Annotated in this window: 13 protein-coding genes; 1 reads left to right on the top strand and 12 read right to left on the bottom strand. The window is 42.2% G+C overall.

All coding sequences use genetic code 11. The features are described from left to right. Nucleotides 1-9: 9 nt before the first annotated feature. From G587_RS22760 to G587_RS24560, 4 genes are all read right to left on the bottom strand, one after another. Nucleotides 10-3,495, bottom strand: coding sequence for a DegV family protein (locus G587_RS22760; RefSeq protein WP_051201033.1), 3,486 nt, complete (start codon nucleotides 3,493-3,495; stop codon nucleotides 10-12). Next, the gene (locus G587_RS0113225) at nucleotides 3,492-5,348 is read right to left on the bottom strand and encodes a hybrid sensor histidine kinase/response regulator (protein ID WP_155829545.1); all 1,857 of its coding nucleotides are present in this window, start codon (nucleotides 5,346-5,348) and stop codon (nucleotides 3,492-3,494) included. The genes G587_RS22760 and G587_RS0113225 overlap by 4 nt, the downstream gene beginning before the upstream one ends. Before the next feature lie 431 nt (nucleotides 5,349-5,779). Continuing rightward, nucleotides 5,780-6,856 carry an alpha/beta hydrolase gene (locus tag G587_RS24555; protein ID WP_026492645.1) on the bottom strand — a complete coding sequence of 359 codons (1,077 nt, stop codon included), beginning with the start codon at nucleotides 6,854-6,856 and terminating at the stop codon, nucleotides 5,780-5,782. A gap of 74 nt (nucleotides 6,857-6,930) precedes the next feature. Continuing rightward, on the bottom strand, nucleotides 6,931-7,377 hold the full coding sequence (locus G587_RS24560; RefSeq protein WP_051201034.1) for a DUF2752 domain-containing protein: 447 nt from the start codon (nucleotides 7,375-7,377) through the stop codon (nucleotides 6,931-6,933). An 82-nt stretch (nucleotides 7,378-7,459) separates the two neighbouring features. Here G587_RS24560 and G587_RS0113240 point away from each other — a divergent pair, with 82 nt between their 5' ends. Then, complete coding sequence (locus tag G587_RS0113240; protein WP_026492646.1) at nucleotides 7,460-8,032, top strand: TetR/AcrR family transcriptional regulator; 573 nt, start codon at nucleotides 7,460-7,462, stop codon at nucleotides 8,030-8,032. Nucleotide 8,033: 1 nt separating this feature from the next. On the opposite strand, the gene G587_RS0113245 is transcribed toward G587_RS0113240, so the two are convergent. From G587_RS0113245 to G587_RS0113280, 8 genes are all read right to left on the bottom strand, one after another. Then, entirely contained in the window at nucleotides 8,034-9,527 is a 1,494-nt protein-coding gene (locus tag G587_RS0113245) for an AMP-binding protein (protein ID WP_035786686.1), read from the bottom strand. Between the two features lie 27 nt (nucleotides 9,528-9,554). Next, complete coding sequence (locus tag G587_RS0113250) at nucleotides 9,555-9,791, bottom strand: acyl carrier protein (protein WP_026492648.1); 237 nt, start codon at nucleotides 9,789-9,791, stop codon at nucleotides 9,555-9,557. Nucleotides 9,792-9,852: 61 nt separating this feature from the next. After that, complete coding sequence (locus G587_RS0113255) at nucleotides 9,853-11,238, bottom strand: condensation domain-containing protein (protein ID WP_026492649.1); 1,386 nt, start codon at nucleotides 11,236-11,238, stop codon at nucleotides 9,853-9,855. Between the two features lie 216 nt (nucleotides 11,239-11,454). Further along, entirely contained in the window at nucleotides 11,455-13,161 is a 1,707-nt protein-coding gene (locus G587_RS26280; protein ID WP_051201035.1) for an N-acetylmuramoyl-L-alanine amidase family protein, read from the bottom strand. Between the two features lie 32 nt (nucleotides 13,162-13,193). Then, nucleotides 13,194-14,609, bottom strand: a complete 1,416-nt coding sequence (gene pyk, locus G587_RS0113265; RefSeq protein WP_026492650.1) for a pyruvate kinase — start codon at nucleotides 14,607-14,609, stop codon at nucleotides 13,194-13,196. Between the two features lie 55 nt (nucleotides 14,610-14,664). Continuing rightward, a complete protein-coding gene (locus G587_RS0113270) occupies nucleotides 14,665-15,147 on the bottom strand; it encodes a hypothetical protein (protein WP_026492651.1) in 483 nt (160 codons plus the stop codon). A gap of 113 nt (nucleotides 15,148-15,260) precedes the next feature. After that, nucleotides 15,261-16,028 carry a heparan-alpha-glucosaminide N-acetyltransferase gene (locus G587_RS0113275; RefSeq protein ID WP_035786727.1) on the bottom strand — a complete coding sequence of 256 codons (768 nt, stop codon included), beginning with the start codon at nucleotides 16,026-16,028 and terminating at the stop codon, nucleotides 15,261-15,263. A gap of 102 nt (nucleotides 16,029-16,130) precedes the next feature. Then, nucleotides 16,131-16,925 (bottom strand): RnfABCDGE type electron transport complex subunit B, encoded by a 795-nt coding sequence (locus tag G587_RS0113280; RefSeq protein ID WP_330364480.1) that lies wholly within the window; start codon nucleotides 16,923-16,925, stop codon nucleotides 16,131-16,133. Between the last annotated feature and the right edge of the window lie 5 nt (nucleotides 16,926-16,930).

Consider the following 16,930-nt stretch of genomic DNA (forward strand, 5'->3'; position numbering starts at 1 on the left):
CCCCCTGTGTCAATTATCTATCAGGTTTCTGATTTCATTAAATTCCTTTTTATCCAGATGTTCCTTAACCTTTTTGAGGATTTCCATATCCTCGTCTGGCAGATCATAATCAGCAATTTCATCCAGTATTTCTGCGATCATATTCTCATCACAGTTATCTGCGCCTTCCAGTATTCCCTCATAAACACTTACAAGAAGATTGCTGTCGAACTTTTCGTTTACCCCAGGTGTATTTTCCTTCTCATCGTTCTCTACGGTCTCTTCACCCTTTTCATTCTCATTATTAAAAAGCGGTCCAAATACCTTCTTGTAATTCCTGAGTTCATCAAGGGTTTTAGCAGTATTCTCCTTTATAAACTCAAGGTTGTTAGCTTTTCCTGCCATCTCCAGGGCTTCTGCATGCTCTCCAAGCTCTGTTGCTCCAATTAGTCTTGCTGAGCTCTTCAGGGCATGGACCTTTATCGTATAATTCTTATAATCGCCGCTGTTATAAAGAGCTTCTATCTCATCTGCCTTTTTATCTATTGATTCATAGAATATCTCAATTATTGATAAAAGTGCCTCCTCGGATCCCGAGTAATCAAGAGCTATCGCACTGTCAATTCCCGGAAGCTTTTCATACCACTTCTTATTATCACTGCTTTTGGCTTCAATAGTCGTGGTTTCTTCCGTATCTTCCGCGTCTTTTGACTCATCATTTTCTTCTTCAGTCTCTGATGATTCATTTTCTTCTATGGCATATTGAACCAGATTCTCAGCTTCCTCGTTATCCTCTGCTTCATCTTCACATAACAGCTTACTAAGCTCATAGGAATTATCGCCCTTCATCATGAAGGACAGGCCAACAGCTCCCATTCCACAGTTAAGGGATACCACCGCTGACACCTTCTGCATAAGAATATGCTCGAAAGAAAATCTTTTCCTGATAGCCTCCTTTATTCTGGTGCGTCCTTCCTCAGTAAGCTCAATATATTCAACTATTATCACATCAAGGTCAGGCCTTATCCTCTTAGGAAGTGTGTTTTCGATATATTCCTCATAGCATTTCAGATAATCACCTACATACATTCTGCCGATATAAATGCTTCCGTTTTTCACATTGATACTTGGTCTGAATCCAAAGGTACTTATAAAGCCATATATCCATTTTCCTATGGAACCACGCTTCATCAACAGCTCCGCATCACCTGTGATAAAGCTGCATCTTGTTCTCTGCTTGGCTTCTTCTAACTCCTCCAGTATTCTTTCTGTGCTGGCGCCCTGCATGGACAGCTTGTAGGCAATAAGTGTCAGCATACCCATTGCTCCGGAATTGTAACCGGAATCAAATACCTTAACGTTGCCATATTCCTTTGCTGCCTCAAGGGCATTTTCATATTCCTTACTGATAGCAGGAGGAAGTGACAAATAAATAACTTCGTGAGCCTTCTTTATTTCTTTTCCGAAGAAACGCTCAAAATCCTCCACTGAAGGCGGCATGGATTCAAAGGATACGCCCTGCTTCATATAATTTATTACTTCATCCGTGCTGGCCTCAATACGGTCAGAATATGTCTTACCATCAGCAATAATATTGAAGGGTATAATATCAATCTGGCAATTCCTAAGGGTACTCTGGGGAAGATCGCACATGCTGCTTGTGGCAACTATGACGGAAATCTTCTTGCTGTACCCTCTTGTAGAATTCATTCTGACCTTAGTATTATTATCCGTAACTGTCCGCTTTACCTTAAGCTCAGGCAGGTGCTCTAAAAGCATCTCCTCCAACTGATTGCCTGATATAGGCTTAAGGAGGTAGCCGTCAAATCCACTCTTGTTATAAAGCTCTCTTACATCACTTCCCGCATTGGCAGTAAGTGCTATCGCAGGTACCTGATTGTTAAGTCCTCCGGCCTGCTTCCTTATATACTGAAGACATTCTATTCCATCCATGTCAGGCATTAGGTGATCAAGGAAAATAATGTCATACTTCTCACTTAAGGTCATGGAGAGGGCTTCATCTCCGCTGGTGACTGTATCAATCGTCATCATGGTATCGGCAATGAGCTTCCTTTCCACTTCAAGGTTCATCTCATTGTCATCTACGATAAGGATTCTTGCATCAGGAGCAGTGAAGCTTGGCATGTACTTTTTATCCGGTCTCTTAAAGCCAAAGTTCCGAATGTCTATCTCACCTATGCTGTCATGTCTTGCAACCTTCTGCCTTAATGTAACGATAAATGTAGAGCCTTCCGTGTACACACTGCTGACAGTTATCTTGCCGTTCATAAGATCAACAAGGCGCTTTACGATCGCAAGACCAAGACCTGTTCCCTCGATTCCTGCATTTCTCTCCTCATCAACTCTTCTGAAGGCATCAAAAAGATATGGAATTGCATCCTGCTTAATTCCAATACCTGTGTCAATTATGGAAAACAGAAGAAGTACATAATCGCCGTTTATTTCACCCTTTTCAATATGCAGTGTTACAGCGCCCTCGTCCGTGTACTTGACCGCATTATTAAGAAGATTTATGAGAATCTGCTTAATTCTCGTCTCATCACCAAAGAGCTCTACCGGGATGGTGGGATCCACCTCAACGTTAAACTCAAGGCCCTTTTCCTCTGCTCTTAGCCACATGATATTTACAATATCAGAGACCATGTTTTCCATATTGTAGTTAACAGGAACGATATCCATTTCCCCTGCTTCCATCTTGGAAATATCAAGGATATCATTTACAAGTGTAAGGAGCATACGTCCCGCACCCTGAATGTGCTGTGAGTCCTTCAGTATTTCATCCGATGCGTCTTCCTGTCTTAAAATGATCTCATTTAATCCAAGGATTGTGTTTATAGGAGTTCTGATCTCATGGCTCATGCTTGAGAAGAAGCTGTTCTGATTGTTGATGAGCTCCTCGATCTTTTTGTTCTCTTCCTTAGCTCTCTTGTTCTCTTCCTTATAGAGTCCCTCTTCGAACCACACCGTCAATGTGATGATCACACCCACCATAATAATGGAAAGCATCGAATCCACATAAAACATTTTGTGAGTATGCTGATATACTGTCTCAGGATAAAAATATCCCATTGCATAGAACAGAACTACTTCGACAGTTAAGATTACAAGGATCACAGGCTTCCATTTTCCGGAAAGTACAAGTCCTATATACAAATATGCAAATATAACCCAGAGGATGCCACCGCCCTCAATTCCGCCTCCACAGAAGAACAGAATCGGTAGCAGCACAAAAACAAGTCCAAGCACCACTATCTTTGCAACCTGATTAACCTTATCTCTCTTGACGGAAATAAAGGTCATTATCGGAACCATAATAACAGAGAAAATCAGTGCCCCGATTTCTATGATGTTTTCACCAAAATAAATGTCGCCTGCCAGCGCCAGTATAATTACCGGTGAGATGACCAAAGTCAGCAAAATGAATATGCGCTCCCTGAAGTCTCTGGAGGGATCTTTGATCATCGCGATTATTTTTCTCAATAATCTGCGTATCATTTCGCACCTCCGTTACGACTTATCCTGCCATCGGCAAGAGCGCGATTCATTACACTTTCAAATTCTATTATTTTAATAGGCTTACTGATAAATCCATCGAAGCCCTCTCTTATAAACATCTCCTTTGCGCCGCTTATTGCATTTGCCGTAAGGGCTATAGTACAAAGCCGTTTACCCTTTCTTTCTGCTATAAGCTTTAGCTTCTTCATGGCTTCGACACCATCCATTTCAGGCATCATATGATCAAGGAAAATCACATCATAATCTTCCCGCTCGTATTTTGAAATAGCCTCCTGTCCACTCTCAGCGGTATCAGTTATCATGTTGTAATCCTTAAACAGTCCTGATGCCACAACAAGGTTCATGGGTTCATCATCGACAATAAGGGTCTTAACACCATCAAGCTCAGGTCTCATTCCGGCCTTACCGGGCAGGTATCCCAGCTCATCATTATTAAGTATTCTTACAACCGGATAGGCATAGATGGGCTTTGGCATGCTTATTACAGAGGTTCCCTTTGATAAATTGACTCCTCTGTCTGAAAATACTGCAACCTTAATGTCTCCCTTTGCTATATCATCAAAGAATTTCGGCGCGCATTTATACTCCTCATAACCCATAAGGATATGTGTAATATCTCCTCTTTCGAGAATTTTCTTAAGCTCTGCCAGACTGGGCGTAGCATACAGATTAACCCTTAATCCGGATGCCATATTGATGGCCATCTCATTATAAAAAGCCCTGACCTTTAAGTTATTAAAATTCTCAGGATTAACATGGTAAGCGATATTTACGAAGTTTCTGGTTTTCACCTTAAGGCATGGCGAAGCATCAAGGACTCCCTGTACAACGCTGATGCGCACAGTAGTCCCCTTCTTCTTTTCACTCTCTATGGACACAAAGCCATTCATCAGTCTGACAAAGCCATAAACTATGGATAGTCCAAGACCGATACCTCCGGTACTTCTGTTTCTTTTCTTATTAGCCTGATATCCGCCCTTTGAAACCTTTTCTATTTCAGCTCGTTTCATCCCGACACCGGTATCCGTAACTTCGATTATGAGATTTATTCCATAATCCTTTCTCTTTCCGGTTATCTTAAGGCATACTCCACCTGACTTTGTGTATTTGATGGCATTATCAAGAAGCTGAGTGATGATCTTATTCAGTCTTGCGCCATCACCCTTAAGAAGCGTCGGAAGGTTGGGATCAAGATCAATGATAAGCTCAATCCCCTTCTTTATACCCATAATATTGATGCCGGCAACTATATTATTGACAAGGGATATGATGCTGTACTTTTCCTCAACAATGATCGCATCGCCTCTTTGTATCTCACTGTAATCCTGGATGTCTTCTATCTGATGTGAAAGACGGATTCCTGCATTTCTTATGGAGACAACATCCTCACTGAACCTGTTTTTCAAGATAAGCTCAGACATTCCCGTTATGACATTTACAGGTGTCCTCAGCTCATGTGAGATGTTCACAAGGAAATCCTCCATTGTGGCGCTGCTCATCTCCTCATCACGCTGCTTTGCATCAAGCTCGGTCTCTATCTTTTGATGCTCCTCAAGGAGATTAAGTAAAGCCTTATACAAGCACACTTCGGCTACGCAATGCAATATTATTCTGGAAATTACAAGGGAATCAAATTCGATATAGTTATTTAATGCCAAGACCACGGTCTGTATTATCATGATCAGATAGAATTCTGCCAGATTTAGATGTAAAAAGATTTTTCTCTTTAAGAGTGTCGCGGTAACAAGAAGTAGTGAAGATATAATAAAGACATCGAAAAAGCTGGTTAAATGAACACCATGAAAAAACGCCACCATCATCGAAAAAATCATATAGAAATTTTCTCTGAATCTGATGTCACGATACTGACTTATATGAATGGCCCAAACTGCGATAACGCCGCATAAAATTAAAGGTGCAACCCAAAATTCCCATCTCAGGTTTACACATTCTATAATAGCCCCGATGCACGCAATGGTAATAATGACAATTACAACATTATGTGATTTCAGATTCCGGCCTGTATTATCATTCACCTCTACATCCCCTCAAACGATCATGACATTCCACCGCATCCTTCACCTAACATATGTATTTTATCATGTTTATATATACGTATTTTTATTCATGGACTTAAATTTCCATAAACATTCCATGAATAAAAAGTATAAAATTAGCCGGTGCAAAATGAAATATTATTTCGCACCGACTTTAATATTTATTATTCCATCACGCTCCTCCGTGGAGGGGTAGATATATTTTTTTATTGTACGTTCTCGTCATCATGTTTAAAGGCAATCTGAGCGAAGTTGTAGAAGCCCTGGTACCAGATGTGGAAGTCGTGGCCTCCGTCCATCTCCTGCCACATGAAGTTCTCGCCGTCCTTGAATTTGTCGCAGAGGGCGGGGAGGTTCTTTGCAGCTGCTGATGAGGACTGGTAAGCTATTCTGTCCTGAAGCCCGCATATATTATAGAAATAATAGATGGGATATTCGCAGTTCTCCATAATGCTTGCTGTCTTGGTGGCTGCATTACTTGTAGGTGCAGCGGAGAATGCTCCGAAGTATCCGAACATGTCATTGCACTCATCAAGGCCAATGTTTATGGTCTGCATTCCTCCCATTGATAAGCCTGCGATTGCTCTGTGGGCTCTTGCAGCGCTGAGGTCGTAGCCGTCCTCGCTGTACTCGCCGTAGGTACTATAGTGTGAATCCATGTAAGGGATAAGGTCGTTTCTGAGCTCTTCTCCGAATTTATAGAAGGAGTCAATCTTACTTGTGTCCTTATTGTTTTCAGCACCGGCTCTTCCGTTAGGTGTAACCACTATGAAGGGCTCTATGTCTCCATAATATGTGAGGTTATCCATGATAGCCTTTACTCTTGAGGTGGTCTTTGTAAGTCCCCACTCATCCTCATTACCACCGATACCGTGAAGAAGAATCATCACATTGTATTTCTTCTCAGGATCATAGTTAGGCGGAAGGTATACGTTAGCTTCCTTTGTGATCTCACTTCCGTCACCTGCATAGTCATGACCGGTGTAGGATATATGCTCTATAGTTCCTGCCTCGTCAGTTCTAAGATTGGTGTATTTAGGAAGGACGTGATCGCCAATTTCAGCTGTAGGCACTCTCTCCTCAGATGAAGCTTCTTCACTTTCTGTAGCTTCCTCGGAAACCGATGTCTCTTCTGCTATTGCCTCAGCATAGGCATTGTCGCCTTCCGGCTTCTCTTCCTCTACTGTAACTTCAATCTTTTCTTCAGTTTTTGTATCTGCCTTTCCACAGGCAGCAAGTGCTCCCATTAGCATAATCATTCCCCATATTGTTTTTTTCTTCATACCATAGTTCCTCCTGAGTAATAATTATGATGTCTACTTAATTCAATCTCTACCTGATTATTGCGAACAAGTTCTCATTTTGAAATGATCAACCTGAATAACGGATGATTTATCAGCTCCGGTATATTTCTGCAAACAAAAAATATGACAATAATAACAGCACAGATGATCAGAAATATATTTTCCCACCTTTTCATCCGTGTGCTCCCTGTTCTTATCAGAACTATCCCTTTATATAATAAAAACAGTCCCAAGACCGGCATCAGGGTAACCGACAATATGTTGTAATCCATAGCACCATGGATATTCCCTTTAAAAAGTGCCAGGTACGCATGGGTAAGACCGCATCCGGGACACTTTAATCCTGTGGCAAGTCTGAATATGCATGGAATGCCGAAACCTGTCAGAGCGTAAACCACAGAGTTTACCACCAGTATGCCTGCGATGATTGCTGTTTCTGTCAGGGCCGCCTTTATTTTTCTTTTTTTCTGAATATCGTTATCTGTTCTTATACTTTCCATAGTGAATTTAAGTAAACGCCTTTTCCTTTCTAATAGAATTTATGATAAAATAGCCGAAAAAGCAAATTTCGAGGGGATTGATATGAACGAGCTTGATGAACGTTACAGCACTGCTGAAGAAGCAATAATAGATGCCTTTTTTCTTTTGATAAAGGAAAAGGATTTTGAAAAGATCACGGTTTCCGATGTTATAAAAAAGGCGGGAATCGTAAGAAGCACCTTTTATAATCACTACGAAAATATCCCTGCACTCTTTACAGCTGCAGAGGACAAAACTATAGATGATATTTTCCATATGATGGAGAGCTTCCATCCCGCGAACGACAGGGAGCTATGCAAATCATATTTCCTTGCCATCTGTAATTACACAAAGAAAAATCCGTTCCTTGCAAGTCTCTTAGAGAGCGCAAGAGGCGACGGATTTTTTGAAAAGGCCATGACAATGTTCCACCAGTATGTAACACAGGTTTCCGATGTAAAAAGAAATGGCAATGTTTCGAGAGAGAAGTACTCCTATCTCATCGCCGGTATCATCGGCAGCACCCTTGGTGTCCTTCACAAATGGACAGCCGAGGACTTTGAATCCCCGGCTGAGAACATAGCTGATATATTAACTACCATTTTCCTAAACGGAATACTTCCATTCATGATTTAAATTATGCAGCAGGATTCTCCTTGAGAGCGTCCTGCCTTTTTATTTTACCTGTAGAATTCCTGATAAAAGGTGTGCTCCTTATCACTATAGATGTGATATGTCTGTAGGTAGGCTGTCCGCTGTTGTACTCATCAATGAACAGCTGAAGCTCAGCATAAAGCTCATTGGTATCAAGTCCTTTTTTATCTACAACCTCTGCCTCAGGGAAAATTCTGGCTGTAAGGCCGTTGTTCTCACCTGTCACAATAACCTCTGCAATAAGAGGATTAAGTGCCAGCTTATTCTCAATCTCCTCAGGTGATACATTTTCACCATTGGACATTATGATAAGGTTCTTTACTCTTCCGTTTATGAAAAGATATCCATCCTCATCAAGGTATCCCTTATCTCCGGTATGAAGCCAGCCATCCTTAATTGCTTCATCTGTCTCAGCCGGCATCTTGTAATAGCCCTTCATGACTGAGCTTCCGCGGACAAGAATCTCTCCGTTTTCAAAGGTTATTTCAACGTTACCAAGAGGCTTTCCTATAGATCCGGGTTTGTGGTCATTTATTGTATTGGTGGTTATTACAGGTGAGCATTCGCTCATTCCATAGCCCTCAAGAATCTCCACTCCATATTCTGAAAACTTCTCAATATAGAAGGGATCAAGATGAGCTCCACCTGTAAAAATGGTCCTAAGGTTGCCACCAAGAGCAGCCTTTACAGCTTCTTTATCAAGCATGGAAACTCTCTTATAGATAGTCTCTATCATAAGCGGAACCATAAGCATGACCTCGGGCTTGAAGATTCCCATATTCCTTACCATATGCATGAATGAATCATTTATACATATAGTTGTTCCAAGGGATAAAGTCTTAAGCCAGTCCATTACAAGGCAATAAGCGTGATGTATCGGAAGAACGCTTAAGGTGACTCCGCCAACTTTGCCATCATATTCAACATACTTCACGTTGTCGGCAAGGTTTTCCTGGGTAAGCATTACGCCCTTACTCTTTCCGGTTGTTCCTGAAGTGTAGATAATTGTAGCAATCTCGTATCCCGCAGCCCCCGGTACATTGACCTTATCCTCGGTAAAGGCTGCGAATTCCTCCTCTGTAAGAAGCCATATCTTCTTTACCTTGGGACAGTCCTTTTGCACCTTCTCCATCAGGGTTATTCTCTCCTTACCAAGAAAAAGTGCCTCTGAATCTGATCTCTGGATAAGCTCTACAAGCTCCTCATCGGGAAGACCTGCATCGAGAGGAACTGCGATATTGACGCCTGTTACAATTCCAAGATATGCTTCAACCCACTCAGGTGAGCTTTTTCCTATTAAAGCTACATGTGCTCCTCTAAAGCCCTCCTTTTCAAGGTAAGCTCTTATGCTCTTTATTTTGCCATCAAGTTCGCCATAGGTCTTTTCGTGGATGTCTTTTTTTACAAGCCACCTCACAGCGGGTATATCTTTATAATTCTTAACTGACTCATCCCAAATAGCTCTGATATTATTCATAAACTCCTCCTCCCGGTGCGTATATATTTACGCAACTTCTACATCATTAAGAAGATCCATCGCTTCCCCGATAGTGTGAATCTGAACCACCTTTTCCTGCTCAAGCTCTACGTCAAACTCATCCTCAAGCTCTCCAAGAAATGACATGAAGTCAAGGGAGCTAAAGCCCAGGTCCTCACGGAATCTGAGTGCATCCTTCATATCCTTAGGTGCTACCTCACAGTACTGTGCGATGATTTCTTTGAATTTCATTTCTCTACTCATAAATATCTCCTCCTCAAATTTGTCTTTTACTGGTTCTGAATATATGTATTAAAAATATGCTTTATACGGCTTCCATTATCTCGCCCACTGTCATGTCAGGCTGCTCAATTCCTCTAAAGAGAATCCTCATGAGGTAATAGTTCATAAGCTCCACATCCTTCTCGGTAAGCTGCACTGTCTGATAATGGTATGAAAAGTTCATGCCTCCATCCTCCGTGTGGGACACCGTGAGGTACATCTTCTTTGTAGCTGCTCCGTTTGCAAACCACTTGGCATGCATTGGAATATTCTTAAGGAAAGGGTTGTCCATCTTTACCGGCATTGGCTGGTAGGTCAGGTAGCAGCTTTCATAGGTCGTATCCTCCGGCGTGTTGTAGCGCTTTTTTATTTCCTCATAGATAAGTGCCGGATCGTAATTGCTGTGCATATATATTCTGTTCTGCACGTTCTGAATTTCATAGACCGCTGACATAAAATCTGTATCCCCGCTTATAACGGTTCTGCAGGGGAACATGATCGTTCTGCTTCCACCTGATGTCCACTCGTCCTTCGTGGACCTTCTTGATATAAAGTTCTGAATGGAGATGTCCTCCTGACCATCGTTCTGCTTGGACAGGTAGGTCCTTATTCCAAGAAGAAGCAGATTTGTCATCGATATTCCATGGTTCATGCAAAAATCGATGAGTCTCTTTGTGGGCTCAGCCTCAAGCTTATAGTCCTTTACTGCTACGAAAAGTTTCTTTCGCTCGATGTCTGCACTCCTTAGCTTTTTATTCTTATGCTTTTTTCGGGAATCATTTAAAACAGAAGGCCCCTGAATATCTGAATATAAGGGTTCGCCATAGGCATCAAGCTGATCATCCCAGAACTTTTTATCCTTTAGGAATCGCTTCTCATTACCTGCTTTTTTCAGGTCAGATTCAAGCACAGTCTCAAAGTCAGCAAGGTCTGCCGGATAGGCTGCTCCGAATTTGTAATGTGTATAGAGCGACATGATGTCGTTTGTCATCACCACAACTCCGCAGGAATCAATAAGTCTGTGATCCATGTGTATGAAAAATCCCCTGTAGCCTTCAGGAAGCTTCATCATATACACGTCGCACATCGGGATGTCATCTCCATCAAAGGTCTGATATGCCCAGCTCTGCATAAGGTCATCTGCTTCCTTCATGCTCATTCCCGTTAAGTCCTTTATGGGAATATCTCTGTGATCCTTTTCCACAAGATACTGCTGAACATTTCCATCCTTATCTGCCTTTGTAAAGCGGACTCTCATGCAGCCATATCTTTCCATTTCCAGTTCAATGCATTTTTTCAGAAGTCCGAAGTCGAGCTCTGCTTTAAGTGCAGCAACTATACTGAGGCCTGACACCTGCTGAGTGCCGTACTCCTTTATCCATCTGTAATGCATGTTCTGGGCTGCCGTAAGCGGATAGGTCTTTTTCATAATCTCCTCCTCTAGGAATCCTTATTAGTTTCCCCTCATGTAAGTGGTTCCTGTTAACAACAACGAAGTTATCATAATTGGTTCCCTCATTCCATAGGCTTTACGGCTTAATGAACACATAAACAAAAATTGACCGAGACATATCGAACACATTTATAAAAACTGTTCGATATATCACGGTCAATCTGCTTTTCCGTAGTTTGTATTTAAATAGCCTTACTGGGCAAAGTAATTATCTATACCATTGGCAATTCCGATTACCATCTGCTGCTGCATAGCTTCATTTGCCATATTGGCATCATCTGTAGGATTGGACATATAGCCCATCTCAATGATGGTTGAAGGTACGTTTGCCCAGTTGATTCCTGTCATGGTATCTGTCTCCCATACAGAGCGCTTCTTAAAGCCTGTAGCTGCCACATAGGCATCAAGCACACAGTCAGAAAGCTTTCTAGACTGGGGATAGAACGCTGCATTGTAAGGATTAGATGGTGTCTGGCATAGTGTCATGGCACCATTAACCGAGGTATCATCAGCTCCGTTAGCATGAATTCTGATAAAGGCCTCTGCTCCTGCATTATTGGCTATCTGAGCACGGTCTACATTACTTAAGCTGACATCATGGGTTTCCCTTGTCATTATTACCGTGTAGCCTCTGTTCTGGAGCTCATCGCGAAGCTTAAGACCTATTGTAAGTGTCAACTGATATTCAGCAAGTCCTGAGGTCTTACCTGATGTTCCGCTGGTTACCTTAGCCTTCATCTCGGAAGAACCAGGACCGTTGGGCTCCTTTTCAGACATTCCTTTGGCCTGGTGTCCGGGGTCTATTACAACAACATGACCACCGGTCTTAGGTGTTTCAGAAGGAGCAGCCGGAGCAACCGGGTCTGTAGCAGACATATCCTTCATTTCACCCTGAATGAGCTCATCGTCACTTCCCATATCCTTTATGACATACTCTCCGTTTTCATAAACCAGATAAAAGTTTATTACCGCACCAAGCTTATGAAGAAGCTCCATATTACAATGCACAGCTTTCTGGCCATTATGATCCTCGATTGAGGCTTCATATACGTTTCGATTCTCACTGGCTGCATCATTAGTCCAGAAGGAAGATACATAGTCAGAGCCTGCCTGTACGGTGCCAGAGTAGCCGGTCTTCTTAACCTGAAAAGCTATATCACCATTATCAGTAGGAGCCTCGAAGTCCACTAAAAGTGCACATCCACCGACCTCTTCATCCTCTGACTTATCAAAGGGGAGCTGTGCCTGATTATAGCTTTTAGCAGCGCTGTCATATTCATATATGAGCATATTGCCAAAGGCAAGGGGATCAGTACTGGTATCATAGGAAAGAGTAAATAATAAATCCTTCTCTCCATCCCCATTTAAGTCGTCCATCTGAATATGCGGAAAGCCTGTCTCCCAAACACCGTCGATCTCAAGCTTATTACCGTTACCAAACTCGATAACATAATCAGCCTTCTGGTCTTCCTCATGATAAGTCCTGTTTACCCTGTCAGTTGTACCATCGCCGTCATAATCCTGATCCACAAAATCTGATACCCAATAGTATTCACGGCATTCGTCCACATATCCCTCGTATGCCCATAAAGCCATAGGTGATTTCTCTATGTCCCCAGCAGGATCATCAGCGGTATTCTCTTCAGCTTCAGTAGTTTCTTCAGGCTCTGCTTCCTGAGTTTCTTCTGTATCCTGGTTTTCTTCGGTTTCAGGCTCAGCTTCTGCAGAAGTGTCAGCGATTTCTTCTGTACTCTCATCTGCCTTAACTTCTTCTGTCCAGTCCTTGTCAGCTTCCTCTGCAGCAGGTTCTGTCACTGTCTCACCCGGAACCTTACTTCCGCAGGCGCAGGCAACAAGTGCCGTGCTAAGAAGCAGACCTGCAAGCAATTTCTTTTTCATAAAATAGTCCCCCTGATAAATTTATGAATGTATTAAACATCCTCGATCTTGATAAGGTTTGTATTACCTGACTCACCGTTTGTAACACCACCTGTTATAACAATCTTATCACCTTCCTTGAGATCAAAGGTTTCGATTGCTACCTTCTTGGCGCTGTAGAACAGAACGTCTGTAGATGGGAATACATCACACATCTTGGGAGTAACTGCCCATGAAAGTGAGAGCCATCTCCAGGTCTTCTCATTGGTAGTAAGACCGATGATATCTACAGGTGAACGGAATCTTGAAACCATTCTTGCTGTACGACCTGAAAGTGTGCAGGCTACGATTGCCTTAGCATCAAGGTCGATAGCCATTCCACAGGTAGCGTGTGATATAGCATCCACGTCATTTTTTATAATGAAGTCATAGTTGTAGAAGCGCTTGTTGTAGTGAATGTTCTGCTCAGTAGTCTCTGCGATCTTAGCCATTGTCTCAACAGCCTGTACAGGATATGCGCCTGCAGCAGTCTCACCTGAAAGCATGATAGCACTTGTTCCGTCATATACAGCGTTTGCTACGTCTGAAGTCTCAGCTCTTGTAGGTCTCGGATTGTGTATCATGGACTCAAGCATCTCTGTTGCAGTGATTACACGCTTACCAAGCATACGGCACTTGGTGATAAGATCCTTCTGGATAGCAGGAAGCTGCTCGAAGGGAACCTCTACACCCATGTCACCACGGGCAACCATGATACCGTCACACTCTGTGCAGATATCTTCAATATTTTCATAACCTGACTGGTTCTCAATCTTCGCAATAAGCTGAACCTTATCATTGCCGTTATGAGTCTTAAGGAACTCGTGAACATCAACGAGATCCTGCTTAACTGATACAAAGGAGCATGCAATGAAATCAACATCATTCTCAACACCGAAAAGAATATCAGACTTATCCTGCTCTGAGAGGTAAACCTGCTTGATGTGCTTTCCGGGGAAGCTCATGCTCTTCTTATCAGAAAGCTCACCGCCTGTTACTATCTCAGTCTCGATTCTGGTGCCGTCTGTACTTGTTACTTTGAACTCTAAAAGAGCATTGTTCAAAAGGATTCTGTCGCCCTTGTAGAGCTCCTTGGCAAGATTCTTGTAGCTTACTGATACGATTGTGTCGTCACCCTTTATATCCTCTGTAGTAAAGGTGAACTTCTTTCCGGCTTCAAGATTAACCTTACCGTTCTTAAAGGTACCGATACGATACTCAGGTCCCTTTGTATCAAGAAGGATAGCGATGGGAAGTCCAAGCTCTTTTCTTATCTTCTTGATTCTCTTAATCCTGGCGAGCTGCTCTTCATGGTCTCCGTGTGAAAAGTTGAGTCTGGCAACGTTCATTCCAGCCTTGCAAAGGGCTGCGATCATCTCCTCTGATTCACTTGCAGGACCAATTGTACAAACGATTTTTGTTTTTCTCATTAAAATCTCCTCTTTACTTTGAAATTTGAGTGTGAAAAAATCCACACTATGGTTGTTACTGTTTACTTCCTATAAGCTTATTTGCAGTATGATAGCCATCTTTTGAAACACATTTCTTGATTTCTTCGAACTTCTTATTGTCCTTGATATAAACCTTATATTTCCTGGGTCCCTCAAGGTCGATCATAAGTCTGTTCTCACCGGCTCTGGCAATAGTCATATTCCATTTATCATCCTGATGGTCAAAATCAAGAGTAATCTCTTCGCTTGTCTTGGGAGTACCTAATGTAAAGTAGCCTCTTGTACCATAAATAATGGAATTCAAAGCGCTAAGATTATCACTGTCTATTCTGATTTTGCCCTCATCACTGTCCCTTACGCAAAGATCCGCTTCATTACAAAGAACAAACATATCAACCTTGAATTCCCTGAGCTTGTTCGATGTATTAAGCATATAGATAAACAGCGCAAGTAACACTGCAAAAACGGTGATAAATACTGCTGCAATAACAACCCCCAAATTAACTTTTTTCTTCATACGTTCCCTCCGGTAATAAATATTTCTGTAAATGCGTACAGCTAATGATTGTACCATAAAAAGTTTCCGTAAAAAACCATACTGTACTAAATCCTCATAATTTCAGCTTTTTATTACTTTATAAGCATTGAAATCCCATACAGCACAGGCTGATGCAGCATATATATAAGAAGAGAATGTCTTCCTATAAATGCAAGGGGCTTGATGTTTATATGAAAAAGTCCGTTATCAAAGCGTCTCTTCCCAACACCATATCCGTAAAAGCCCGCCAAAAACAGGAATATCCACGGCATCAGCGAAAAATAATCTGTGGAATAAAACTCATCCTGCATAAAACCAAGATATGTCAGAATTGAATTGCCAACTCCATAGTACCCGTTTGTCACATATAGCGAATCGGGAAGATTTATCTTTGTGACAAAGAGATTGAGCATTCTGCTGTTTATGGGCTTTGTAATGCAGAACAAAAGTATACTTATTATAAAGCACCAGAAGGCATCAAGCTTTAACGGTATCTTCTTAAGTAAGCCCACAAGTATCATGGCTGATCCAAGAAAAGTCAGGACTCCATAATACACAACAGCATCCGGGATAAGGAGCTCAGTTACTGCAGTTATTATCACACCGCAAAGAAGTACAATCGCTCCGTTCCTAATGGGGTTCCTGGCCAAATGAACGCAAAAGCCCGCTATAAATATAAAGCACCAGCAGATACTCTGTTGCCATATGTACGAACCAAGGGTGTCGTACCAGGGCATATTAAAGCCCTTTAAATATTTTAAATCCCAGCAAAAATGATAAAGTATCATACTGATGATCGTAATTCCCCTGATAACATCAATAATTTCTAAGCGAAGCTTCTTATTTTCAATGTTCTCCATATTCTCCACTTTTTTCACCTCTCCTCATAATTTTAAAACACACTACTGATAGTTTATCATATTCACATAAAAAAAGCCCCGAGAAAACTCGGGGCTAAAATCTTACAATACTTCGATTGCCTTCTTCGGACACTTCTCTGCGCATAAGCCGCAGTGCGTGCACTTTTCCTGATCTATTGTTGCTACATTGTTCTCTACTGTGATAGCACCTGCAGGACAGTTCTTCTCGCAGATGTGGCATGCGATACAGCCAACCTTACAGTACTTGTTAACAGCCTGTCCGGCATCATTAGACTTACAGCGAACGGACTCTGCAGCGTCGTAAGGAATAAGATCGATCAGATGGCGTGGACAGATGTTTACGCACTGTCCGCATGCCTTACATGCTTCCTTATCAACTACTGCAATACCGTTAACAATATGAATTGCATCAAACTGACATACACTTACACAGGTTCCGCCGCCGAGGCAGCCGAAGGTACAGGTCTTGGGACCTGAACCGGGCACCTGATTGATAACGCGACAGTCGTCAGCGCCGTAGTATTCATATCTCTGTGTTGCCTTCTCACAGTCACCGCCGCAGTGAACGTATGCAACCATACGCTTTGCATCACCTGCGTCAACTCCCATAATACCTGATATTACAGCAGCTACAGGCGGTCCGCCTACCGGACACTGTGAAACCGGAGCCTCGCCCTTTGCAATGGCGGCAGCACATCCTGAGCATCCCGGGAATCCGCATCCACCGCAGTTATTACCGGGAAGTGCTTCTAAAATAGCCTGTTCTTTCTCATCTACATCTACGTGCAGCTTCATGTCGGCAACACCAAGGATTATTCCTATAAGAATACCGACACCGGCTACTACTGCCGTAGCAATGAGTACACCACTAATCATAATTG

It is taken from the genome of Butyrivibrio sp. XPD2002, assembly GCF_000423945.1.
Classification (GTDB): Bacteria; Bacillota; Clostridia; order Lachnospirales; family Lachnospiraceae; genus Butyrivibrio.